This window comes from Lawsonia intracellularis PHE/MN1-00 (assembly GCF_000055945.1).
GTDB lineage: Bacteria > Desulfobacterota > Desulfovibrionia > Desulfovibrionales > Desulfovibrionaceae > Bilophila > Bilophila intracellularis.
Genome location: NC_008014.1, coordinates 148,401 through 174,830 on the forward strand (window position 1 = coordinate 148,401; position 26,430 = coordinate 174,830).

Annotated in this window: 1 protein-coding gene; it reads left to right on the plus strand. The window is 35.6% G+C overall.

Translation table 11 applies throughout. The features are described from left to right. A complete protein-coding gene (locus tag LI_RS07245; RefSeq protein WP_011527410.1) occupies window positions 1–26,241 on the plus strand; it encodes a hypothetical protein in 26,241 nt (8,746 codons plus the stop codon). Window positions 26,242–26,430: the final 189 nt, after the last annotated feature.

Sequence of the window (26,430 nt, forward strand, 5' to 3'; positions counted from 1 at the left end):
ATGTCCATTTATATTACTAAATACGTCATTAATACTTTTTTAAGTAAGTGGAGAGCTATAGTAGCTTTGTTCCTATGTATATGTATTATTTTAAATAGTGTAACTGTTACTATTTCTGCTGATAAAGATTCTGAAAAAAATATAAATTCTTCAAAAGAAAATATTGCAGCACCATTAGGGGAAAGTGGTAATACTGAAGATTTTCAACAGGCTGAAACATCAAGTAATACACAACAACCTCAAGTACCTACCAGTCCTTCAGGGATGCCAGTTACTTCTGGTTCACAAGTTGTTTTAGATCTTTTTTCTCCTCCTCCTCCTCCTCCTCCTTCTTCTACAATTTTCTCTCCTTCCTTTTTATGTGCCCCATTAACACTTTATGGTCCTCCTGCCATGAGTTATATTCCTATTCCAAATATGGGAGTTAGAAGAAGTTACAGCTCCCCAGATATTAATTGTAATTTTGAAAGAAAGAATGAGCATGAGAAAAGTGGATCATTAAGTGTTCCAGTCCTGTTAGAAAAATGTATATATGATAAAAATAGTGAGTCTAAGAGATGTACAAATATTTGTTTAACTATAGAGTCTATAATTAGAGGACATGAAGAAACAGTTAAACAGAAAGAGAAAAAGAAAAAAAGTAAAAAATACGATAAAAGGAATATAAAGGAACAACAAAGAAGAATTGAAAAGAGGCAACAAGAAGAGAAAGTAGCACTATTAAAGCAATATGAAGAAAAGTTGCAAGCATTACAGAGTCAACAAGCGTCACAGCGTTTAGAAGCATTAAACAATGGTACTGATATGTATACATTGTTTAGCCAACAATATAACGAAGAGCAAGATTGCCATAGGGAAAAAGAAAAAAAATTAGAAGAATTGTTAATGTTGCATAAACAAGAGCGTGATATTTTTTTTATACCTGTAAGTGATTCTACAGAAAAAGGGACAGTAGAAGGTAGACAAGAAGATTATAGTGATATTAACAAAGATAGACGACATTCAACGCCTTCTATCCCTGTAACAGCATTAAATATTTTTATAGAAGATAGTTCAAAAAGCACACCAGGGAGGTTAGAACATCAAGACTCATATAGCAATATATCAAATGAGCCTAAAAGCTTATCGTCTGATTTAGATGTATATAATAACAGAGACGTTGTAAGTAGTATCCCTTTATCATTAATAAATCCAGATGAAGAAGCAACTGTTGAGGTCTCAGCAAGTGAAAGTTTAACAGAGACAAGTATTCAAGTAGGACCTTTCCCAAGTAAAACATCATTACTTAAATATTTTAATAGAGTCATGAATGAAGAAGGATTTGGCTCTATACAAAAATATTATAGAGATGATTTGTATCTTCCTGGTTGTGCTGTTTATCAGACAGCTAAAAAAGAACACAAAAGAAAACATTCTGGTATTCGACTCCCATGGCTCAAGAGATTTAATCTTTCTTCTAAAACAAAAACTGATCTTCAAGATGAGAGTTTACAAGAAAGTTCGCCTCCAAAATCGTTAAGAGAGGATGGAATATATCCACCGCTTCTTCAGCATAAACGTCCTAGTGTATATTATACTAAAGAAGTAGGGGCAGGGGATGATACACCACACTCCCTTAAGCATGTAAAGTATCGTAAAAAACGTGTAGGAGGAATACTACAATCGCCAGAAATCCCTGATTTTTGTAAAATTGAAAAGATTTTTAGAAGCCTACCTTCTAGTGAAGAAGAGCAGGAAAGCGAATTATGTCCATCAGGCCCTCAAGGGAAAATATATCTTTTTACACTTGGGACACAAGGCTCTGAACCTGGATATTGTATTATGAGAGATCCTTTCGAATCCACTTCATGTTACTATCCTTCTGGCTCTGACGCAAAGAGTGAAAGTAGTGAACAAGGCTTTTATTCTTCTAACCTCGAAACAGAGAACAATACTTTTTTGTTTAATAGAGTATCTCCTCCAGAGGAGTTACAATATGGCAAGAAAAAATCTACGTTACCACTTCAGAAAAGAACATCCTGTAAAAAGAATAAAAAGTGGAAGTCTTCATATGTTGTTGACGATAAACAACGAGCTCAAAGTAAAATGGAGCTACAGAAGCATCAATATTATATAACTGACTGTCTTCTTCGATTAGAGAAGTTGCATAAGCACCAATATGAAGTAGCAAAAAAAACAGGAGATGACCTTTGTTCTTTAGAAAAGAAGCAAGCAAAAGATAAAGAGAGGCTCCAAGCAACACTTAATGAACAATATTTAGACCTTTTAACAAAACATCAACAGTTAATAGCAAGAAATACTCATCCTAGTGAAGAGAGTTTATCAGAAATTTCTGAAGGGAATATTGAAGATGCTGAAAGTAGTGAGTCTGACTTAGAAAGGAAGCATCAGGCTAAAAAGAAACGGTTAAATAAAAAGCTTAAAAAACTATTAGTTGAAAATTATACAATTGGTCGGAATCACCGACAATCAGTTGAAGAAACTACTACCAAAATAGATAAACGTCATGCTCAAGAAAGATGTCATTGGACTACTAAAAAAGGCCCTTTTTCACAATGTTTGATGCTACAAACTGAGGAGTTATGGGCATTTTATAATGAAAAAGAAAAAGAAAGAGAAAAAATAGAAGCAGAAAAAAAAGAAAATCTTAAGAAATATAAGCAGGAAAAAGCAGCCAAGCAAAGTTACTTGGGGTGGCTATTTGGATGGAAAAAAGCAGCGTCTGAATCAGAAAAAGAGAAAAGTTCTAGTGAGGACTTTAAAACATCTTCAGATAGTGAACTAGAGATAAAAGAGGTTGTTAGTCTTTCTGATAAAGAACATTCAGAGTTTGATCATAGTGATAATTATGAATACGATAAGAGTAAGCCTAAATGTTATATAAGTACAAAAGAAAGAAATAAAAGACATAAGAAGAGTCTACAAAGAGATAGTAGGCTTACTGCTGGGTTATCATTAGGTGCTCCAAGACAAATTATGTACCAGGACAAAAAAGATGAAAAATCAGATGATGATAAAAAGGTATCTCAAGGTAACGAATCTCCTCAAGTAACAAAAGAATCTACAGTAGATGGTAAAAAAGAAGTATCTGCGTTTGAAGAGAACCTTAAATCAGATGAAGGTCTATCTGTAGGCGATATAACATTTGAGCTTTCAGTATTAAGTGGTGCAACAGGAGGAGATGAAGACCCTCTTGGTAAAGATAAAGGTAGTCATGAGCAGGAGAAGGAACAGAAGAAGGATCAAAAGAAATGGTCTGATAAGAAAAAAAAGAAATGGTTAACGTTTAAAGCTGACCAAAAGAAATGTCCAATTTTAACTAAAGAAAAATATTGGTCTATTTGTTGTGATAACTTGTTAGAATTACATAATCGTCATGAAAAGGAATATAAAGAAGCAGAGAAAAACGCATCTAATATAGAGTTATTATTAGAGAAGCAGTCTCAAGAGCAAGAATGTCTTCGTTCTGAACTCGAAGAGTTATGGAAGCAAACAAGAGAAGCACAGGCCTCTTCTAGTAGTGAAAGTAGTGGGAGTATAGTTTCATCAGATATACGTTCAAGAGGTGGGTATGATATAGAATCTGATGTAGATCAAGAAACAAGCAATAAGAGAGCTAGAGATAAACAAATAAGTAAACTTCAAAAGAAGCAACAAAGGGAAAGAAAAACATTATTGGCAATGCAGAGGACAAAACAAGAGCAATTGGATGAAATTCAGGAGGAAAGAAGAAGGAAAGCTAAGAGGTTAGGGATGTCTCTTGTAGAGTTAAACCTAATGCAGCAAGAACAGAAAGAAATGTTGCATAACCAGCAACAACAGCAAGTTAATAGATTGGTAGAAAGACAACGTCAGCAAATGAATGAACTGTTAGCTTCATTACATCAGCCAACTATGTCTGAAAGTACTATGTATACAAGTTGTTATAGTGGAATTTTTGGATATTTATTTGGTTGGGGTTCACAAAAAGTTTCTAGTGGGAAAGAGGAAAATGATGTTGAACAAACTCCAGAAAAAATCACTGAAGAGAAGGTGAAAGCTGTTGCTGGGATTGGAACTTTAGGAAGTGATGCAGAGTTAGAAGAAGGTATATTTTCTGATGGAGCGGATTTCAGTAGTACTATTCTTCAAGTTATGTCTGATTCAGAGTTGAGTAATGATATAGAACAAGTAACAGAGCAGGTAGAATATAAAGGTGTAGTAAGTAGAGGTTCTGAATGTGATGAGATAGGAGAGCCCATGGATGAAAGTCATGTTCCTGAAAAGATTATGCGACTTTTTGAGCGGGCAACATTTGTAGATAAAGATAGTTCTAGTGGAAAGGAAGGAGATTTTTCTTCAGAAGAAAGAAAATCTAGTTCTTACAGAAATCGTTATTACGGAGTTGAAAAACGAAGAAAACTACGGAAGATACATTTAAAGGAGAAGGCACAATTAGAGAAACAATTAAAAGAACCAGAAGAAAAGATAAGATTACAATTAGAACAAAGACAGCAAGAGCGGCGTAGAAAAAATCTTATGTTTGGTTATCATATCAGTGAAGATTTTTTAGATAAACTGGAGGAAGATGAATATAAAACATCATTTGAACCATTTAATAAGTTACGTGCAGAGTTGGAGCAGAAGCAAGCACAAGAAAGGTTGTCTCTTCAAGCTGCATTAAAAAAAGAGTTTGAGGAGAGCTGTCAACAAGACAGCGAAGATATTTCTGATCCAGAGGTTAAACAGAAAAAGAAAGAAGAGCGAGATCTTCTTGTAGCACTTATTGAAGAAGCCGCAGGTGATATACAAGATGTAGAAGAATCAGAGGAAGAATACATTATTGAATGGAAAAAGAATGAAAGAGCAAGACGTGCTGCCTTATTAGCTTCTGCAAGAGAGTCTGGAAAACCTTTATGCTTTCAATTTACAGCACAATCTTCTTCTGCAAATGCAGCCTCATCAATGCATGGTAGTCACCCTGAAACACAAGAGGGACAGTCTAGTGATAAAGCTAGTGCCACAACAGTTGAACCTTCTAATATAACTTGTCCAGGAGACACTACTTCTACAGCCCTTACTAAAGAAACATCATCAGTTCTGCTACAATCGTCTTCTTCAAGCATAGTAACATCACAAGATCCAGAAGAAATACAACATACTGATGAAAATAAACAAGATACATCTCTTTTTGATGGTGAGAATAGGAAAAAAGAGCAAGAGAAGGATAGTACACCTCTAGGCACTGGAGTGAGTGGTGGATATCATGATGCCTCAGATCATTATGGGCAAGGGAGAGCTGGTGAAGGCGGAGGAGGAAATAATGATCCTCCAGTCCCCTCTGATTCTACACAGCCTTCTTCATCTACATCTTCTACTGGCGTTCAAACATGCCAATCTTCATTGATAGAAAATGCTCAGGACAGTAGTCTTCAATCTTCATTGTTAGGATATCTATTACCATCCAGTATAACTGATAAAAATATCTCCACTAAAAAGAGTACGCTTAAAACAGAAGGCGTAGATCAATCAGTTAGCTCAAGTCGTTGTCCTGAGGCTCTAACTGCAAGTGTAACTTCTTTATTTTCTAGTTCATATTTGAAAGTTTTATTTAGTGGCTGGGGGGTAACAAACGTTGAAGCCGCTGTAACTTCTGATCCTAATGAATCCAAAAATAAAAATTCTAAGGATATAGATATTCTCGGAGAGAATAGTGGAAATACATCAATAGAAGGAAATCAAGATTCTCTAAGTGATTCAGATGGATCTGGTCAAAGTCCTAGTGGTGCTACAGGGGGAGGTTCAGGTGAAAGTCTTGGAGAGCCAGATGATGATAAGGATAAAAAGGAGTCATCTGGACATAAAAAGAAAAAAAAGAAGAAACATAAAAGAAAAAAGAAAGAACAGGGGACTAGTACTGAAACTCAGACACAAGAGCAACAAAATAAAGAAAGTCAAACAAGTTCGTCTCATCAATGTGAACAAATAACATCTGAAGATAGTCAAGAGGAAAAGGAACCACTAGTCAAGAAAGGAGGCCAAGATGGTAAACATGACAAAGATAATAATACAGTAAGTGATAGTGAAGAAGGTGCTTGGAAACATCATACAATAATTGTCAAAGGAGATAGAAAGCCTGAAGGCAATTATGCTCCACCTCCATGGCTTACACATCCTTTAAGTTTATTGACTGGCTCGCCAGTATTAGAAGGGATTCCATTGTCTCTTGAAGATGAGCTTGAATGTGGATTTGCTATTGATGCTATGAAACTTTTGGATGAAGGGTTGGAAGAATCTGCCAGTAGTTCAGATATTTTTTTAGAAGGTGTAATAGAGGGAGCAATAGGAAGTTCTAAAAAGGCTCAACATATATCTAACCAGTATAGCATATTGAAACAGAGACAATCTGAAGCCGTTAAAGCTCTGGGAAGAAAACATAAACAGCAGCTAGAAGAGTTAAGAGAAAGTCAGTTACAGAAAAAGAATAAAACACTTAGAAAAAATATTAAGGATTACAAAAAGAAAAAGAAAGAGTTACAACAAAAATTTCAAGAAGAAATGGAAAATGCTGACCAAGAAACAAAAGAGAAGTTAGAAACTATCTGTAAAGAGGAGGTAAACAAACTTTACCTTACATGTAAGGAAGACAGTGAGGCTCAAGCTTGTAGCCTTTACCGTAAAGATGGAGATCAAGTAGAAGTGCTTATTCTTCAACAGAAGGAAGAATATGAAAAGTTGTTACAACAACAGAAAGAAGAAAGAAAACAATATAGAGGAAATAAACGAGCATTATTACAGTCTATCTCTTCAACCATAGGGTTACAACAAGCAGTTGTCCAACAACATGAGGGTACAGCAGCAGTACCACAAGATACATTTGATAGTCAAAGCCAAGGAACTACAAATAGTAGCTGGATGTTTCTTAGATTAGATTTCTCTGATAACGGAGAAGGAACAGATAATATGTTCCCATTTGATCCATTACCAAGGGAGGTACAAGGAGCATCCTTTACAGATGCTACAAGTGAAGACCAAGATGTTGATGAAATAGCCCAAGAAGCTGATGAAGATTTAGATAGTAATGGCAACAGTAGTGAAAGTGGTGATCTGTTTGATTTCTCAGATGGTGATTATGAAGATGATAAAGATGATGATTTGATACCAAGTTGGTTTCCTCTCCATGATGTAGGAATATCTTATGGTGATGCAAAAGGGAAAGGGGAAGAAGAGGTAATAGGACAACCAAGTAGCACTACAGATATTATTACAGGTGCTATAGGAGGTGCAGATGTAGTTAGTGTTATAGCAAGTTCTACTGCAAGTTGTGGAGGAGGAGAAGAAGAGGTAGTAGTTAAATCCAAAGAAAAAGAGAAGAAGAAAAAAAGGAAAAAAAGGAAAAAAAGAACTACTGAAGAATATGATGCATTTGTAGAAAAACAAAGGCAGTATATAGAGGATTGTAAAAGAAAATACAATGCAGCTTATGAGTGTTTAAAAGCAATTTGTAAAGAAGAGCATAACAATGCAACATCATTAGAGGAACAACAGGAACTAGCAAAACAACATGAAAGAAAATTTGGGGCACTTTCTCATATGGGAATGGCTCAACATTTATTTTTGCAAGAAAAACTTGGGAAAAAGAAAAAACGTTGGTTAAAAGGAGAGGATGTTTCATCTGAAGAAGAATGTTCACTTTGGTGTAATTTTGTGTTTGAACCACGTGGAGATGATTCAGATACAATATCTTCAGAAGATGAAACCAATGTAGCAGTTGAAGTAATCGTTGATGCTGGTACAAACACTGAAACTGATACTAAAGGACAACCTAAAGAGGTCAGAACAGGAGGAGAGAATGATCCTTTAGAAGGTGAATCTAGCGGTACAGTGTCTTCTAAAAGTAAAGAGCTGCAAGAAAAGCATGAGTGTGAGATACAGTGTTTTTGGGAAGAATATAAAGAACAACTAGTTACATTGCATGATAATCAAGAACAACGTCTTCAAAAGTGGATAAATGATGGTAAGCCAGAGCATGATTTAAAAAATACTTTTGGAGAAGAAGAAGCAGCATTACATCAAACACAAGGATGTTTTTTAAAAAGTTTACAAGAAAAGCATAAAAGAGAAGAGGAAGAAGAGCGTAGACAAAAAGGACAAGAGGATAGTGGAACTAGTTTAGAGCAGCCTACAAGCAAATCTAAAAGTAAGGTTTTGCAAGAAAAGCATGCAAGTGAGATGCAGTGTTTTTGGGTAGGATATAAAGAAAAGTTAACTATTTTACGAGAAAAGCAAAAACAGCATCATCAAGAGTGGGTAGAGAGTGGTAAACCAGAAGATGAGTTAAAGGATACTTTTGAAAAGGAAGAAGAAGCATTACATCAAATGCAAAAATGTCTTTTAGCAAGTATACAAGAAAAGCACAAAAGAGAAGAGGAAGAGGAACGTAAACAAAAAGAACAAAAAGATAAGGATAGTGAGTCTAGTATAATACAAGGCCCATTAGAAGAGCAGAATGAAGAAACACCAGCCTCTAGGGACTCTATAACATCTAGCCAAGGAGATACTCCTCATAGGGAAAACACTTCATTAGTGACTTTTAAAGAGTTAGGTGTTGAATCAGGTGAAGAAGAGATAAACAAAGAAGATAAAAAAGATTCATCTGAAGAACAGACAAGTGAATCTAAAAGTTCTAATGGATTATTGCAAAAAGTAATATCCTTTTTCCAGTCTGTCGGAAGTAGCTTCAATAAAGAAGAAGGAGCTGTTGGGGGAATTGTTACAGAGAGTTGTTATGTAAAAAGTAAAGAACTTCAAGAAAAGCATGAAAGTGAAATAGAATGTTTTTGGGGTGAATATGGTATACAGTGTAGATTATTACGAGATTTCCAAGATGCTCAACGCCAAAGTAAAGGCTTAAGAAATACTGCTGAAGCATTGGAAAATCAATTAGATAAAGAACGTGAGGATTTTCGTAAAAAGAAGAAAAAAGAATGGCAGAATTTACAAGAAAAACATAAGCAAGAAGAGGAAGAAGAAAGAAGACGGCAGGAAGAAGGACAACCTTCAAAAGGGGGTATATCAGGAGCAAAAGAAAAAGAGAGTGATGAGTTAGGAGATGAGACAGACGGAGAAAAAGTTTTTTCACTTACTTTTTTTGGTCCTCCCACACAATTTGATGATAATAATGCCCCACCACCTTTCCCATATGATCCTCCTCAAGATTCCCCACAAAATGGAGAGGATTCTAGCGAGATTAATCCAAATCCAGAAGGTTCTTCTCAGCAGGAATCTCCCTCCGAAAGTTCAACAGAAGATACATCTTCATCATCTGAAGATGAAGACATAGTTACATTGCTTTCAGGTAATATAAAGCAAGCTCGTCCTATAGGGCAATCAACAATAACAACAACTACTACTCTTGTTACTTCTGTAGAAGGAGCTGAAGGATTATTTCCAATTGAAGAAGAGACAGAACAAAATTTAGAGGATGTACAGGGTTCAGGCGCTACTCAAGGAATGGTAGGATTATCTACGATTGAAGAAGAAGTGGAGGAGGCTCCTGGAGCTTCTGAAGATTTAGACTCTAATCAAGGAGCAACAGGAGAGGTCTCATCTCCAGGAAGTAAAGAGGAAGTTGTTTATTTATCATCAAGTGGAGAAAGAGCAATACATAAATGGCTTGAATCCAGTATATCTATGCCAGTGACTATGGAAGAAGGGTCGTTATCACAAGGTGGAGGAAAAACTAGTACTCTTTATTCTCTAATGGTTTCATCTGGCATTCTATCTTTTGGTGGTGACGGTAATGGAGAAAAGGCTAGTTCTTCAAATAAACAAAGTAAAAGATCTCCAGAGGAATGTAAGGCTTTTGAAGAAAAACAAGTTCAACAACGGCATAATTTATTACAGAGTATTGAAGAGAAAAAGAAAGAATTACTTTTAACCTTTGAGAAACAATGTCCTCCTGGGCTTCCTTCATATAAAAAAGACAAGTTAGTAAAAGAACAAAAAGTAACAATGGAGGATTTCCTCTGTGTAAGTTGTTACCAATATGAAACATTAGAACAAAAGCAAAACGAGCAAAGAAGACGTTGGGAAGAAGGTGAGGACGTTGCTGAAGAAGAAGATCTTATTTTGTTATGGGACACACTAGATAATGAGGCAGAAGAAGGGACTAAAGAAGAGCATGCAGAGGTTAAAGTAGAGGGAGTAGAAGGAGAAGTTTTTGATGGAATATCTGAAGAAGATAAGCCAAAAAAGGATGATAAAGAAGAACAGGAACAAAAAGCAACATTAGGAGATTCATCTGGTGAAACCATAGAAGAAAGTCAACAGCCGCAGCAAGAAGAAGAAGAAAAAAAAGAAAATAGTCCTAGTGGGTCTAATGAAAGTCCTTCACCACAGCAGGAAGAAGAAAGTGTAGATGAAACTTCTAGTGTTGTTACTTCTTCACCATTGTTATCTATAAATGAAGTTAAGCAAACAGAAGACAAAAGTGCAAAGAAGAAGAGATCAGAAAAAGAGCTTGATGATTTTAACAGAAAACAAGCTGAACAGAAGGATTGTTTTTTAGGACAGGTTCAGCAAGCAAAAAATGAATTAGAAGAAAAGTATGGCGAAGCTTGTTGTTCTGCTTCATTGGATGAACTGCTAGAACTAGAAAAAAAATTTATAAAGCAAAATCAGAAATTAGATTCTACTAGTGAAGCCCAGTTTAAGAAGTTGGAACGTCGTCAAGAAGACAAGAGAAATAGATGGGAAGAAGGTGAAGATGTTTCTTCAGATGAAGAGATATGTTTCATATGGTCTTCAGATGAGTCATATGAGAAAAGTGATAGACTTCATGAAAAGCATACTCAAGAACTAGCTGACTTTTGGCGTAATTATAAGAAAAAATTGTCGACACTAAAAGAGATTCAGCAAGAACGTCGTGATCAGAGCAGTGAGGATAGCAAAGAGAAACAAGCAATGGAAGAGATGTTTCTTGCAGAACAAGAAGCTATGTATAAAAGCCAGATGAACACTTTTGCTGAGTTAAAACAACAACAAAAGAAAGAAGAGGAACTAGAAGAGTTAGGTTGGACATTGGAAAATATGCAAGGAGCTGTTGGAGGTGTAGAGCCAGAGGATGAAGATAAAATTGAATCTCCTCTTGATAGAAAACATCAACAAGAAAGGAAGAGTTTTTGGGAAAAATGTAGGGTTGATAGTAAGTTTATTGAACAAGAACAAAGTGAAAGACGAGATCGGTGGAGAAAACAGGGGAAACCAATAGCCTCATTAGAAGAGATTTTTATTGAGGAGCAACAAGCAGTTTTTGAAACAAAAATGCTTTTTTGGGAATCATTGCAAGAGCGACAAAAGAAAGAAAGAGAAGAGAAAGAAAGGAGAGAAGAACAGAAAAGGATAGCAGAATTAGAAAAACAGTTATCTCCATTTTGGAAGGCTTTTAAAGATGATCAAGCTCGAATGAGAGAAAATCATGATATGCGTCGTAAAGAATGGGAAGAATCTGGAAAATCTCTAGTAGTGTTAGAGCAACTATTGGCTGAAGAAGAAGAAATATTTTTTCAAGATAAGATGCAGATGTTAGAGGAGTTAGAAAGAAAAAAATACTTTGAAGAAAAACAAAGCTCAAGGCAAAAAGAACGGCAAGGTAGGTTTTCTACAAAAGATGATAGTGATGAAGACGAAGATGATATAAGGTATCATACAGTATTTGTCCAAGGGGAGGGAGAACCCCCAGGGAATGAGGCACCACCACCTCTCCCATTTCCCCCTCCTGTTTTAGGTGATAGTGGTGAAATGCAAAGTGGGGATACTGGTGGTGCAGGTCCTCCTTCTGAAGAGCTTTCTCTTGGGAATATTTTGTCGTCTTCAGATGAAGATGATAATATCATAGTCTCTTCTACTGAAAGTAGTAGCAGTAGTAGTAGTAGTAGTGATGAATCAGATGTATCTAGTTTTGAAACATCTTCAGATGAAGGTCCAGATTGTGTTGATGGTGTCTATGGTGCTGTCGGAGGTGAAGAACCTGAGAAAAAGAAAGGCAACGGCTATCATAAGAAAAAATTTAAGAAGGTTAAGAAAAAACTCCATAACGTTGCATTAAATCAAAAGCTTAAGAAGCTAAAAGATAAGTTGCAACAACTTGAAAAGGAGTACCATAAATCAATTGCAGACTGTCAAAACAGGTATCAAGACGTTAAGTGTAACCTATTGATGGCTCAAGCAGAAGAATTGATTGGTAAATCTAGAGAAGAGCAAGATACTCTTTGTAAAAAGAATAGTGAGAAAATAAAAAAAATTGAAGATGGATATCGTCGTCAATATGAACAATTAACAGAAAGTTATTACACAAAGAAACAGGTAGTATTGAATAAGTTGTCTGCAGTGATGGAAAAGAAGGCACTGCTTAAGCAAAAGATACAAGAATATGATTCTGTTGACGGTAAACATAGAGTTTCTAAAGGGTATAAGAAAAAAGCTAGTAAGTTAAAAAAAGAGAGTAAAAAGTTAGAAAAAGAGTTGGAAGCACTTAAGGAGCAACAAACTAAAGAATTACAAGATTTTGATCAGAAGAGTGACGCATGTAGACAGCAAATTTTATTTTTTCAAAAAGAAGAAGTGAACAGTATAAAAGATGCAGGAGGAGACCTTTGTGCTCTTCAAAACAAGCATACAGAAGAGGACTGTAAAGTTGAAGAGTTGTTTACTAGTCAAAAGGAATTATTAATCAAAGAACATGAATCCCAGAGAAATGAGAAAGAAAAAAGAAAGAAAGAGTTAGAGAAACAACAACAAGCTACTAGAGAAAAGGATACCCCTACATGTTATGAGCATGGCATAGATAATATAGTTAAGCTTTTAGAGGAAGAGATCGAAAGTTTAGAAAAAGAGTTGGAAGAACTTGAGGAAAAACAAGAGGAAGAGTGGAAAGCATTTGAGTTACAAACTGAAGCTTGTAGAAAGCAAGTCCTATTTTTGCAAAAAGCTAAACCCAAAGATAGTGCCAGAGAAGGTGGGGAAGAAGATCGCAGAGCCTTTGAAAGTATGGTTGCTAGTCAGCAGGAATTGTTACTTAAAGAACAAGAAAGACAGAGAACAGAAAAGTTAATTAGATTAACAGAGGCAAAGGAAAAAAGAAAACAGCATAAAAAGAAACAGCAACAGAAGCAAGAAGAAAAAGAAAGAGAAAAGCAGAAAAAGAAACAGGAGCAAGTAAAAAGGGAAAAAGAAAGAGAATTAGAGAGACAAAAACAGCAGCTTAAAAAAGAACATGTACAAGATAGAAAATGTTTTGTTACAACTTTTAATTTTTGTAAAGAACAACTGCAAAGGTTACATCAAGAAAACCTTAAAGTTGTGCATGAAAAGGGTAGCGATGATACATCCTTGATGCAGGAATATGAAAAAGAAAAAGAGTGTTTTTTAACAGCTCAAAAAAGTCAGTATGAAAAGTTGTTACATCAACAACGTCAAGAGATGAAGACCTTAATTCAAGGTTCACATGGAGCTGATGTTTCTTCTTCTCAAAAAGAACATGAAAAAAGCCATGCTAAGACATTAGAAAAACTTCTGCAAAGACAAGAATCATGTCTTAAACAATTAGAAGATGCACAAAAACAAGAACGTCAAGAAGCAGAAAAATTAGGTAAAGATCTTTCAAAACTAGATGAAAAGCATAGAAAAGAGAAAGAAGACTTTTTTGACCATCATAAAGGAATATTAGAACAATGTTTACTCCAAAATTTATCTGAGACTGTTTGTCTTTTAGGTAGAGATGAAAGTTCTAGTGATGAAGGCTCGTTTGATCTTGAAGGTTTTTATTCTCCAGATAGATGTATGGGACGAGTAGGTGAACCCATATTTACATTTGTTGGAAGTGATTTTGTTAGATCCCAAGAAGCTTCTGGTATTTATCCATTGGAACAACAAGTAGAAGCATTTGATGAAGTAGATACTGGTCGAAAAAAAGAAGAAGATAGCTATACAGATAAAGAGAAGAAAAAAAAGAAAAAGAGTAAAAAAGAACGTAAGTTAGAGAGTGAACTAGAAAAATTAAAAAAAGAGCAAGCAAAAGCAAAAAGTGAGTTTGAAGTTAAAGTAACTTCTTGTAGAGAAGAACTTTTCAAATCACAGCGAGATGAGTTTGTTACTGCAGAGAATAAAAAACAAGATTTAAAAGCATTAGAAAAGAAGCATGAGGATGAAAATGTACAGTTTACATCAATGTGTGAAGAGCAGTTTCAGATTTTGTGTAAGAATCAAGAAGAAGAAAAAGTAAGAAAAGAGCAAGAATTACAAAAAGCAAAGGAAGATCATAAGAAAAAGAAAGAAAAGAAAAAGGAGAAGAAAGAAAAGAAGAAAGAAAAAGAAATAAGTAAGCTACAGCAACAACACATTAAAGCTAGAGAGCAATTTTTACAGAGTTATAAAAATTGTAAAGAAAAGATGGAGATGTTGGATCAGGAAGAACTTTTAATAGTAGAAGCCTCTGGAGGTGATGTTGAAGCAAAGGTAAAAGAGCTACAAGCACAAGCAGAAATTTTCTTCAAAATTCAAAAAGATCAGTATAAGCTTTTATTCCATCGTCAAGAACAAGAAATGAAGGCTCTTGAAGCAAGTTTTTATGGTGATGAAGTTGATGCTCCTACTGGCGCTCGATCTATAGAAGAATTTCTTGTAGATCGAATGTTAAAACCTCAATTATCTGAAGATAGTGAGGAAGAACTTAAACCTCTTGAAGACCCTTCAACTTTTTATAATCCATCTAAGTATGGAGAGGGTAGTTTTATATTCTTTACACAATTATCTTCTGAGCAAACTAGAGATCAATATGGCTCAGATGATGAAAATGGATTTCGGTATCATACAGTAATTGTTCAAGGAGAGGGGGAACCTAAAGGGGATGAGGCACCACCGCCTTTCCCATTTTATTCTTTTGTTTCAGGCGATAGTGGTGAAATGCAAAGTGGGGATACTGGTGGTGCAGGCCCTCCTTCTGAAGAGCTTTCTTTAGGGAATACTTCCTCTTCTTCAGACGATGATATCATAACTTCTTCTATTGAAAGTAGTAGTAGTAGTAGTAGTAGTGGTGATGAAGCAGATGTATCCAGTTTTGAAACATCTTTAGATGAAGGGTCAGATTGTGTTGATGGTGTCTATGGTGCTGTTGGAGGTGAAGAACCTGAGAAAAAGAAAGGCAAAGCAGTTGATGATGTAGATGGTGGTCGAAAAAAAGAAGAAGATAGTTATACAGATAAAGAGAAGAAAAAAAAGAAAAAGAGTAAAAAAGAACGTAAGTTAGAGAGTGAACTAGAAAAATTAAAAAAAGAGCAAGCAAAAGCAAGAAGTGAGTTTGAAGTTAAAGTAACTTTTTGTAAAGAAGAACTTTTTAAATCACAGCGAGATGAGTTTGTTACTGCAGAGAATAAAAAACAAGATTTAAAAGCATTAGAAAAGAAACATGAGGATGAAAATGCACAATTTACATCAATGTGTGAAGAGCAGTTTCAGATTTTGTGTAAGAATCAAGAAGAAGAAAAAGTAAGAAAAGAGCAAGAATTACAAAAAGCAAAGGAAGATCATAAGAAAAAGAAAGAAAAGAAAAAGGAGAAGAAAGAAAAGAAGAAAGAAAAAGAAATAAGTAAGCTACAGCAACAACACATTAAAGCTAGAGAGCAATTTTTACAGAGTTATAAAAATTGTAAAGAAAAGATGGAGATGTTGGATCAGGAAGAACTTTTAATAGTAGAAGCCTCTGGAGGTGATGTTGAAGCAAAGGTAAAAGAGCTACAAGCACAAGCAGAAATTTTCTTCAAAATTCAAAAAGATCAGTATAAGCTTTTATTCCATCGTCAAGAACAAGAAATGAAGGCTCTTGAAGCAAGTTTTTATGGTGATGAAGTTGATGCTCCTTCTGGTGCTCGATCTATAGATGAAGTCCTTTCATCTGAAGATAGTGAGGAAGAACCTAAACCTCTTGAAGACCCTTCAACTTTTTATAATCCATTTAAGTATGGAGAGGGTAGTTTTATATTCTTTACACAATCATCTTCTGAGCAAACCAGAGATCAATATGGTTCAGATGATGAAAATGGATTTCGGTATCATACAGTAATTGTTCAAGGAGAGGGGGAACCTAAAGGGGATGAAGCGCCACCACCACCAGTGAAGCTTCGAGTACCACCTTCTCTAACTGCTGACTTGGAAGACGTTGGAGATGGTAATACTGAGGTTGACTCTAGATGTTTTAATCAGGGTGTAACTAGCTCAGGGATCAGTAGTAGTCGTAGTAGTTTTACTACTGAGGAAGGATCTCAAGGTAGTGGCAGTATGTCATCACTAGTTCGGCTTCAAGTATCATCTTCTCTAATTACTGACTTAGAAGACACTGAAAATGGTAATACCAAGACAGGTACACAGCAATGGTTAGGCAATACAGGTAACGATAATAGTTGTAATGAGAGTACTCAATACACAGATAATTCAAGTCATCATAGTAGTGATGATGATGGAACAGATGGTCATAGTAATGATAATATTAATGGAGCTGAGGGCGGCTCAGGAGCTGCAGGAGGTTCAGGAGGGGCAGAAGGAGGTTCAGGAGGGTCAGATGATGATAACAATCCTCCAGATGATAATAGTTCTAACGAAGAAGAAGAAGAAGAGAGCATTCTTCTTGTAAGTGAAACTGACTTAACAGATACAAAAGCAGAAGACGGGGATAGTGAAGGAGAAGGAGGTATAAAAGATCAGAGAAAGAAGAGGAAACATAAAAAAGTTAGTAAAAGGAAGCAAAGACAGCATGAAAGACAACTTTTAGAGAAAAAAAGTCTTGCACATAGTCAATGGAATGAAAAGAAAAAGCAACAGGAGAAACAAAGAAATAGAGCGTTATTGTTTAGTATTCAAAGAAAAGAGGATCTTTCAGAACAAATAAGAAAGGAAGAACGAGAACAGCAAGAGTTTGAATCTAATCAACATCATGAAAGGATATTGTTAGAAGCAAAGCATAAACGACAAAATGCTGAGCATTCTACAGACTCTGATGGAGAAGTCCATTTCCCATCTAAAAGACCCAAAAAGTCTCATAAGAAAAAGAGTCAACAAGTAGGCAAGCAATCTTCTCAGGTGGAACAACAAGTAGAGAAAAAAGATAGTAAAAAACAGAGGGAAGAAAAGGATGTTCCATCATGTTTGTTAACTGATATTTCTTATAAGCGTTTATTAAGTAGTTCTCAGCAGGAGGAAAAGATACATTGTGTAACTAGTCAACAAAAAGAGAAAGAAGAGCTTCAGAAAAAACAAGAGAAAGAAAAAGAAGAATATAAAAAAGAAGCAGCAAAGGTACAGAAATGTCTTGCTAAATTGAGTTCTCAACAACAACCAGGTGCAAGTAGACAACAAAAACAAGAGGAAGAAGAAATTCTTCAGCAGCAAACGAAAGAAGGCAACCAGTATATTTTAAAAAGCAAGGTAAAGCTAAATAACAAACAGCTTGCAGAGAAAGATAAGCTTATACGAAAACATCAAGAAGAGAATCTTAAACTGTCTAAGAAGCATCGCAAAGAAAAAACAGAAAAAGAAAAGAAGAGAAAGAAAAAGGAAGAAATTAAAAAGAAAAAACATACAATAACACCAGAAGAAAAGGAACTTCAAGAATATTGTTCTGGGCGTAGAAGAACTTTATATTCCATGCAAATAGACGAGAGAGACCTTTTAGAGGAGAAACATAAAAGAGAGTTAGGTCAAATTCTCGATATGGAAGAGGTTGAGGTTTTAGAAGAGCAGCATGAAGAAGAAGTAAAAGAGCTATTCGAGAAACAAAGTAAGGATAGAGGGTTGCTTGAAGAGCAAATAAAAATATTACTTCAACAGCAATCCTCCCATACTACAAGTGGGGATGAGAAAAAAGAATGTGTAGAATCATCAGATGAGTTTGATAGTATCCCTTCTAGCTCCACTTATTATGATTCTACAAGCTCTTCTTATAGTACTGGTGATTTTTATAGTTCTATGCCTTCAGGTGAGCCTGAAGTGGAAATAGGTATTGAAATAGATGAAAATTTTGGCGTAGGCACTAGTGAAAATAGTAATAATACACAAGATGAAACACATCGTCCTATTGGTGGTGCACGAAAATATCAGCCTAAAGAATATAAAGATGTATCTGATACATCAAAAAAACAGAAAAAACTTACTAGAAGCACTCCAAAATTAATGCTTCTTTCAAAAAAAGAAAAAGAAGCATTGAGTCATAATGTAACACAAAGCTATCACAATATATATAAGAAGATACGAAAGAAAGAGATAGAACTTGAAGATGTATTACGAACAGAGCAGGAAAAAGATAGAAGAGGAGAGGATGCTGATTATCAGTTAATTCTTCTTTTAAAAGACGAATTACAACATCTATTGAGTCTATTTGAACAGACCCTTGAAGAAGAACGTCAGGCATTAGCAGCAGTTGATGCAATGGATGAACAGACAGAACTTGAACAACAATCAATAGAAGAGTCAGAAAATAAGAAAAAAGAAGAACCTAGGAGGAAATCAAGTCTATTAGAACGTATCTTTAAAAGGAAGCAGGAAGGAGATGAACCATCTAAAAAAGGAAAAGAAAATCATCATGAAAATCAAAAAAGGCTAGAGGAAGAACCATTAGTAGGATTAAAGAAGAGGCCTAAAAGAACATCAACAACAAGTAGGCTTAGCTTAACATTAACCTCTATAGGAGAGAGCAAGATCCCACAGTGTGAAAAAAGTGATGAATCTAATCTTGTGGGCCCTGTTGTTTCATTTTTTAAGAAGGAGTTACGAACGCGTAAAAGTTCTATGATACATGGTGTTTGTTTTCCTCAAACAGGAGGAGTTCTTCAATCACTAGATGTTAATAGCCAAAAGAATTTAGTTAGTAGAGATGATAGTAAAAAACTTGAATCCAGTGGTGCTCCAGGTGGAGGTGATGGATCAGGAGATGATAGTCATTTTAAAAAAGATAAAGGATCTAAAAGAGATGGTAGTTCTGATTCTAAAAAGAAAAAGAAGAAGCATAGCCACAAAAGATTCTGTAGAAAACGTTTAGCTCATGAACGAAATAAACTTAGGAGGAAACATCAAGAAGAAAAAGAGTTATATAAAGAGCAGTTTACACGTGGGGTTCAACAAGTATTTGCTCTCCAGGACAAAGAGCGTGCAGAAGTAGCAAAAAAAGGAGGTGACCTTGAAGCATTAGCAGAAAGACACATGCAAGATGAAGAAGAGCATTATGTAAGAAATAGAAGAGAGGTAGCAGACCTTCATGATAAACAAAATAAAGAACGGTGTAGACTATACCTTATATCTAAAGGTGGAGGAGAATCTGCAAATACTACAGTGACAAGTGATGAAAGTTCTGTATCAGAAATTTTAGAAAGTGGCAGTGAAGCTGCCGTATATAAAGAACCAGTAACTCAAGAAGTTGAAGAACTGAGAAGACAACAACGTAAAGAGTTGGCAGTGCTTATGTTCTGTTGTGAGGATGAAAAGACTGCTTTACAGACAATGCATGAGAAAAATAAAGAATCGTTAGTTGGTACAATCTTGTTGGAAACATTAGAAAAAGTTCATAAACAAGAAGAAGACGATCTTGCTGCAGAACATCAAAAGAAAAAAGAGGAACTATTAAAAAAGCATAAACAAGAACAAAAAGATCTTGAAAATAAACATAAACGTTCTTCAAGCAAACGTGGTCCTAAGAGAAAATTACATCCTAAAGTTAAAGCCGTTCTTTTAGAACACAAACAAGCAAAAAATCGCCAAAAAATTATTCATCAAAACCGTAAAACTCATTTGGAGAAAAAACAAGAAGAAGAAAAAAGGATGATATCTCAAGGGCAAGTTCCTTCTGTACTTTTAAAGAAAGTCAGTGAGTACCATGGAGGGCAAGAAGGTACATCTTTAGTAGAACTTGTAGCATTATATCATGAAGGAGAAATGAGTGCCCTATTAGATGAACAAAAAAGACAGAGAGAAGAAAGGGAAAAAAGACAACGTCAAGATTTAATCAGAGCTAAAGTAGGGGCTTTTTTTACTCAACGGACTCCTTCAGTCAGAAAAAAAGAGGGTCTATCTTTAAGCCAATCTTCACTACATGATTCTTCACCCCAAAAATATACACATCCAAGCCATAAAACATGTGGTCGACTTGCTGCTGAACAAGCTATAGAAAAAGGTTTCTTTGAGAATCATAAGGCAAATTGTAGCTTTATATTGGGAATAGAGCAAAAGAAAGAGCTTAAACAATTAGAAGAAGAGTGCGAAAAAGAGCTTAAACAATTAGAAGAAGAATGTGATGCAGCATATGCAATATTTCTTCAACAATTACCATTCCTTTGTGATGAAGATAGACAAACACAAGAGCAGCACTTCGTATCCCAACGTCAGCAGATAGAAAAGTATAGGGAACAACAAAAAGAACAATTAACCTGTTTACAACACAAACATCAACAAGAAGCAAAAGAACTTGAGAAATTATTAGAAGTTCAGGCAAAAGAACTGGAAAAAAGGCAGAAAGAAGAAAGACAAAAACAACGAGATGTTGTTTCTTCATATCCAGAGAGAAAAGCTCAGCAAGAGCGATTAATAACTCAGTCTAAACACCTGACGGCTCTTAAAGAAGCATTAAGTGAAGAAGATTCTATCTTTCAAAAAGACCTCACTTCTTCAACAATCGTAAAACAGCAATTGTCAAAGGTTGAACAACAGAAAGAACTTGAAGCTTTGCAAGAAGATTTTGTGTTAGATCTTTGTTTTACTGAGTCAGATTATACAAGTGTTTCAGAAGAGAGTTCAGAAGAATCTTCTGTACCAGAAGGTATTAGTAGAAAACCTCATGGACCTAGTGGAGGTGGATTCAGACATCCTAGGAGAGAGATAAGTAGTAGTGATTCAGATACAGAGGGCAAGTCAGATGATCAATCTGTTAGAAGGATAGAACAAGAAATACAAACAGAACAGACAGGTCCACAAGGTACAGAAGAAAGTCAAACATATGCTGTGCAACAGAAGACAAGCCAATTTGTAGAAGTGAAAGAAGAGGAAATTCAGGTTCTAGAAGAAAAAGTACAAATTGTAGAAGAGAGAGGAGACAGTGATAAAGAGAAAGTCTTAACAAGAGAAGAGAAGAAGAGGAAAAAAGAGGAAGTACAAAGGAAGCATGAGAAAGAACTTAATCTGTGGATGTCACAGTATGAAACTACAGTCCAAAAGATAGAGCAAAAGTATAAAGAAAAGAAAGCTAATCGCCATATTCTTGGATGTACATTAGAGGAGTTACAAGAACAGGAAGAAAAAGAATCTAAAGTAGCTGTTGGGAACTTTACTGTATTATTAGAGAAAATGAGGGAAAAGCAGCAAAAAGAATTACAACAATTCCCATCCTCAGATGAAGATGAAAGCGATGTGGATAGAAGAAAGAAGAAAAAAGTTATAAAAACAAAAGCTGAACGAAATGCACAAAGAGAGCAACGTAAGCATCATCATACTCCTCATCCTTATCATCCAGAGGAGTCAACATCTCATTTAGTTTTAGATACTAAGCAAATAGTAACACTGACACCAAGTAGCAGTGATCAAGAAACACCAGTTCAATCAAAAGAAACAGCTACAAATGAAACACCTATTCCATCACTACCTAGTACGGTAAAAGGCCTTACACTAGAGGAAGTTACAGTAACTGTATTACCTCAACCTACACAATTAAGTAGCCTCTTAAGTTATTTTTCTTCTGAACCATTACAAGAACAACCATGTCAGGTAGAGGAGCAACAAGTCTCATTTGAAAGTTCTCAAGTACAAGCTAGTACTGATGAGGCAACAATAGATCCAGAAGTACAATTAGTTTTGGATGAGTATTCATCAAAAGTTGCTTGTTTACAGCAAGAGATGGATAAAAAATTACAAGAAATAGAAGAAAAAGGTACAGATAGTTCAGCTTCATCAGATACTGAATGGTCTTGGCCTAAAAAAGATATGCCAAGAGAAATAAAAACACTCAAAGGTAGTGATAGTGAAGGAAAAGATCAGCAAGAAGTGCCAAAGATTCCTTCTGCAGGTGCACATTCTTTGAGTAGTATGGCTGAATCTGAAGATGTGGGTGCAGTTTCACACATAGAGAAAAAGAAAAGAAAGAGACATAAAAAACATAAAAGGAGTCAAAGGGAAAAAATATCTCGAGCAAAGAGAGCTCTTATGGCACAATATTTTGCAAAAGTAACACTCTTAGGACAAGAATGTTCAGAGAAAGTAAGTGAGATTCAAGAACAAAAAAAGCAGAAATGTGAAATAGAAGAAAAGCAGAGAAAAGAGAGAGAAGAATTTTTTGATCAACATCAAGCAGCAAGAAATGCTCTTTTAGCTAAACAACAACAAGAACTCATAGGAGTAGCACCTGAGGAAGTTGGACCATTACAAGATAAACATCGTCAAGAACAACAAGCACAAAGTCGACAATGGGGCTTAAACTTACATAGTTTAATAAAACAACAGAGGAAAGAGAGAGGGCTTAGTTCTTCTATATCTAGTTCATCATCAGATGAAGACATAATAGATGAAGGCAGTCAAAGTGATGATCAAGAAGATAGCAAAAGTCTATCGTCACCTATATCTCCACCACCTTCTCCTCCTGTATCTGGTGCAGACTCACAATGTATAGGAGGAGCATCTTCTTCAGACACTGATGCTACAATGAAGTCTGATGGTCATAAATCGCCAGAAGTCCCAGTATCATCAGATAAAAAAGAAGAAACTGGTGGTAATCAATCAAGTAAAGTTACAACTTATTTACTTTCTGTCTTTACAGGTAAGGGGGGAACTGCTGCTGGCGCTCAGTCTTCTTCTAGTGAACATACTGGTAGTAAAAGACAACAACCATCTGGTTCAGATCAAACATCGAAATCAAGTAGACAAGGGCCTTCTACTCCTTTTGAAGGGCAAGGGACATCTGGAGTAGAGGGTGCTTCAGGGGGAGCAGGTGATCCAGGTGATGGTGAGGATAAAAAATCTAAGAAACTAGATGATAGTCATGGTAAAGATCAAAAAAGTTCTCTAAAAAAACATAAAGATAAAAAGAAGCATACAACAGAGGAAGAGGAAGCTAAAAAGAGGTTACAAGAAAAAGTTGAACAGAAAAGAAAAAATAGAGAACTATTGAAACAAAAATGTAAAGAAGAAGAAGAAGCTTTTTTAAGGAATAGAGAGAAATGTAAAAAACAGTTTCTTCAAGAGCAAGAAGAGGAATATGAGGCTGCTAGACAGTCAGGTAAAGATTTAGAATTGTTGCTAGTTGAACAACGTGAGAGACAAGTAGAATTTTATAATCATCACGAGAGTCAACATGCAAAGATGAAGAAAAAACACGAGGCGTTACTTAAAGGAAAGCGTAAGAAGAAAGTCAAGAAATATGGAACATCACTAGAAGAACAACAAGCAAAAGAAAGAGCAGAGGCTCGTCAGAAGTATCAAAAAGGTATAGAGGTGATGGAAAAGAGGCAGCAGGAAGAATTAGATGAAGCCTCTGCTCAGGGTAAGAACTTAGAAGATATTAAGAAGAAACATAGACAAGAGGAAGAAGATTTTTACCGTGAACAGATGTTAGGTGAATTAGGAAACCTGCTTCAACGACAAAACCAAGAAAGACAAAGTGTAGGGTTACCTCCAATTGAAGGGAGCTCAAGTAGTGGTGTAACAACATATTCTGATACAGAATATAGTTCTCTTGAAATGGATCTTGAAACTAAAGAAGAGGTTTATACAAGTGGAAATGAAAGTACAGAACAAGAAGTAGTAACAGAACAAGAAGTAGTAGTAACAGAAGCAGAAGAAGTAACAGAGGAAAAGTTGTTAGTAAAAGATGAAAGCTTTTCTTATCAAGGTAGTCTTACAGAATATCTTTCTCAGGCGATCCCAGAGGAAGTGAATAAACCTTGTATAGATGATACAAGTAGCAGTACTAGTACTACTGGACGGAAATCTAGTTTTTTTGAAAAGTTCTTTTCAAAAGTTAAAGGAAGAAAGCATTCACAAGAAGAAACTGAAAGTAAGTCAGGCACTGGTAGTACGGCATCATATGGTTCTAAGTCTTCAACTACAATGCAGAAAGATGAAGTACAACAGCATTCTGATAGGAAATTAAAGCATAAACAGAAGAAAAAAAGAAAAAAAGAAAAACAATTGGAAGAAAAGCACCAGCAACAGCAGCAAGATGTTTATAAAGACTTTAAAAAACGTCGTTTATTAATGGAGACAAGACATCAGAAGGAACTTGAAGAAGCAATCTCTAAAGGTGAAGACATAACAAAGTTACAAGAAAAACATCATGAAGAAGCTTCAGTACAACATCCTCTTTTATTTTCTCAGGCTATGAGTGTATTGAGAGAACAACAAAAAGTTGAAAGAGAAAATCTTATAGTAAGTTCAGGTGACAGTGATACCACCTCAGATACATCAGATTTAGAGGAGACAGGTGTGTCTTCTAAAGATCACTCTCCAGAGAAGAAAGGTGGTAAAGACGGTAAACCTGATCCTGATGGAGGAAGTACTTCCAGTAGTCAATATCAAGGACTTGTTTATTATGTAACAGCAGATTCAGCCCCTGTATTCCCATATGGTAGTGAGGCATCATTACCTTTCTCTTCAGACAAGGGTAAAAATGAAGGTAAGCAACAGACATTACAATGTGGTGATAGCGGATATGAGAGTGATAACCAAGAATCTGGGGATGGTTCTGGAGGTAGTAGTACTGAAAATCAAGTATGTGTGTCGCAAGAGTCAAATAGTTCTTTAGGTGGAGGGCCTCATTCTGACGATGGATATGAAAGTAGTGATGAAAATAAAAATGGAAAAGGTAGTTCAGGTCCTCAGTCAGTATGTTGTGTAAATGGTGTTGGAGCAACAGGAGCTGCTAACGGGGGTGGGTCTTCTGTAGCTTCGGGAGTTGGTTCTGGAAATACAGGATCTTCAGGAAGTTCGTCTTCAAGTTCTGGAGTCAGTGGGAATGTTGGTACTCCAGGCAATGGAGGTAGTAGTGCAGGTAGCCCAGGTGGAAGTTCAGGAAGTCCAGGTGGATCAGGTGGAAACGTTGGAGGCTCTGGGAATTCAGCTCCTGGAGGAAATGGCTTAGTTTCCGTTACAAGCTCTATGGGTAATGGCTCTAACCCCCCAGATCCAAATGATCCTTTAACAATGTCTTTACTAGCAGATGATGAAGATACACTTTCAGACGAAGCTAAAGAAGAATTGTTGGTACCATTAGACTATAATGAAAATGCTATTATGGGCTCTCTTGATGGATTACAACAGGTCCTTCATACACCTGCAAAGAGTGTTCAGAGTGCAATGAGCTCATTAGCATTACAGTCACGAACTGGACATATGTCTCCAACTAAACGTTTTCAGGCATTTGCTTCTATTGAAGGTGAAGTGAGTTCACAATCAGGAAATCAAAATGCATATACTTCTCAGTTTGGTATTGTTATTCATCCTGTACCAAACATACGGGTTGGTTTAGCATACAACTATAGTAGAGATCATACTGGTGACTTATATGGTATACGTTCTAAAAAAGATATTGGTTTTGCAAAAAGTAAAGTATCGACACATATTTTGTCATCTATGTTGGTATGGAATGCTGAAGATTCAGGTTTTACAGCACATATAGGTATTTCATATGGTTTAGGGCAAGTAAAAAATACTCGGTATATTAGCTACTTAGATGATGTTATTCATACAAAAGGACGTTCTGACACCTCCATACTTGGAGGTATTGCCCAATTGGGATATACCTTACGGTTACCAAAATTTCTTCTTACACCCTATATTGAACTATCTACTGTAAATGCTTGGTGGAAAGCTTATGGAGAAGAGTATGGTCTCTTGGCTTCTGACATCAGTAGAGGAGAAGAAAGAATATGGGAAAAAAGTATGGGCTTACGTACACGCTGGAGTATTACAGATGACATTCAATGGCGAGTATGGAGTAAAGTCATTAGTGGACAAAGAAAAAGTAAAGAATTAACGGCTACTCTTAAGGCTCCTTTTGTTCCTTGGGAAACATCTACTCCTGATAAAAAGAAAACGTATTCTCAACTAGAGTTAGGTACTGCATTTGATATACAACTTTCTAAGCAGTTTGGCATTGGTGTAAATGGTTCTATTCGTTTCAGTAAGAAAAAAGAAATGAGACAACAAAACGCTGGTATGCGTTTTTGGTATAATTTTTAGCTAAATAAAATATATTATTCTTATGTTTTGTTAGTAGAATATACTTTTTCATATAGATAATGTTTTATCTCTATATTTGAATGTAGTATTTTTATATGTAACTAATAGTATATTACTAGTATTTATTGTATGTATATATGTATATCATTTGAAAAACTACATGTGTAAAAGAAAGATTATTAGTAATAG